The following is a 1,329-nucleotide window of genomic DNA, read 5'->3' as shown; positions in this document are numbered from 1 at the left end:
CGAGCAACTGGCCCGAAGGTCGTTGTCCCGGATATTGCCGCAGCTTTGGCCATTGGTTTTGGCCTCGCAATAAGCGCGTTGATCGCTGTCACTGATGCTGCCGCAACTAGCATGAGCGTAGGTACTCAACATCAATAACATCGCAATGATGGCTCTCATCACTCTCTCCATGGGGTCTCAGGAAATAGCCTGACGCTGACTGATCCAAGATGATCTTGATGCTGTAACGAGCAATCAAATTGACATCATTTTTTCGGGAAGTTCCATGAGGGGATGTGACTTTCGGGCGTACAGTTTTTATGTTTTCGGCGACACCTGAATCGCCCCTGGCTTCGTAGGCATGCGGAGTGACCGCTTTTGGCCGATTCTGTTGAAAACAGTCGGCTTCGAATTCCACGCCAGAAAAGTACGCGCCTGAGATTGAAATCTGAATTTTTGGCAGAAGGTTCAGTACTCGGAGCTCACGTAGCAGCGGGCAACAGAGGTGTTTTCATACATTAATATTCGAGTGTTTTGGGAAAACTGACTTTTTCAACACAATCGGCCAGAAGCTGCCTGTCATACTGACCGCTTTTTGTTGACCGAGATAGGTCTTGACGTAAAATCGCCGCCCCGGAAAAATCAGCTGGCATAGTGAGAAGGAGCTTCGATGCAACGGGTGATGATTGTTGGTCAACCTGGGTCAGGCAAAAGCACTTTGGCGCGTGAGCTTGGTCAGCGCACAGGTTTGCCGGTCATTCATATCGACACTATTCACTGGCAGCCAGGGTGGATCGAGCGAAGTCCGGACGAGAAGACACAGCTTTGTCTCGATGTTGAGGCCCGAGATTGTTGGATATTCGAAGGCGGCCATTCAGCCACTTGGGACAACCGGCTGGCCCGTGCAGACCTTTTGATATGGATTGATCGTTCGGCGACGCTTCGATTCTTACGCGTACTGCGCAGAACCCTGCTCCAACGCGGTCAGTCTCGGCCTGACTTGCCTGAGAACTGCCCCGAACTGCTGATGAACCTGCCGGAGTTTTTTAGATTCATGTGGCGGACGAAAAAATCAGCGCGAGAAAAGATGCGGCAACTTGTTGCAACAGCACCACCAGCTTGCCGCGTGGTTTGTCTGCGTTCTAATCGGGATACCTGCAATTTTCTCGCGAGCATTGAAAATTCGAACGTCCAGACTCCGCGAGATTGATCGACGGTTGCCTGATGCGATGCGGGACTACCGTTTACGAGTGGCTGCTATTGGCCCAGAGTGTGTAAAAACACTTCCGTATCGTGGATGCCTCAGCCCAGCGCAGCCAGGCGAGTCGATTGGCCACGTATTTGCCACGA

Annotated in this window: 1 protein-coding gene; it reads left to right on the top strand. The window is 51.8% G+C overall.

Annotated features, from left to right (window positions below):
- Window positions 1-649 precede the first annotated feature (649 nt).
- A complete protein-coding gene (locus tag ACFZPT_RS25825; RefSeq protein WP_080758713.1) occupies window positions 650-1,189 on the top strand; it encodes an AAA family ATPase in 540 nt (179 codons plus the stop codon).
- Window positions 1,190-1,329 lie beyond the last annotated feature (140 nt).

Origin of the sequence: Pseudomonas sp. MD330_10, assembly GCF_042610415.1 — a bacterium.
Classification (GTDB): Bacteria; Pseudomonadota; Gammaproteobacteria; order Pseudomonadales; family Pseudomonadaceae; genus Aquipseudomonas; species Aquipseudomonas rhodesiae.
The sequence above is the reverse complement of the archived record's forward strand: the minus strand, read 5'-3'. Positions and strand labels throughout refer to the sequence as shown.

Bases quoted from the DNA above. Each gene is read 5' to 3' on its own strand.
- ACFZPT_RS25825 (WP_080758713.1), top strand. From the start codon at position 650: ATGCAACGGGTGATGATTGTTGGTCAACCTGGGTCAGGCAAAAGCACT.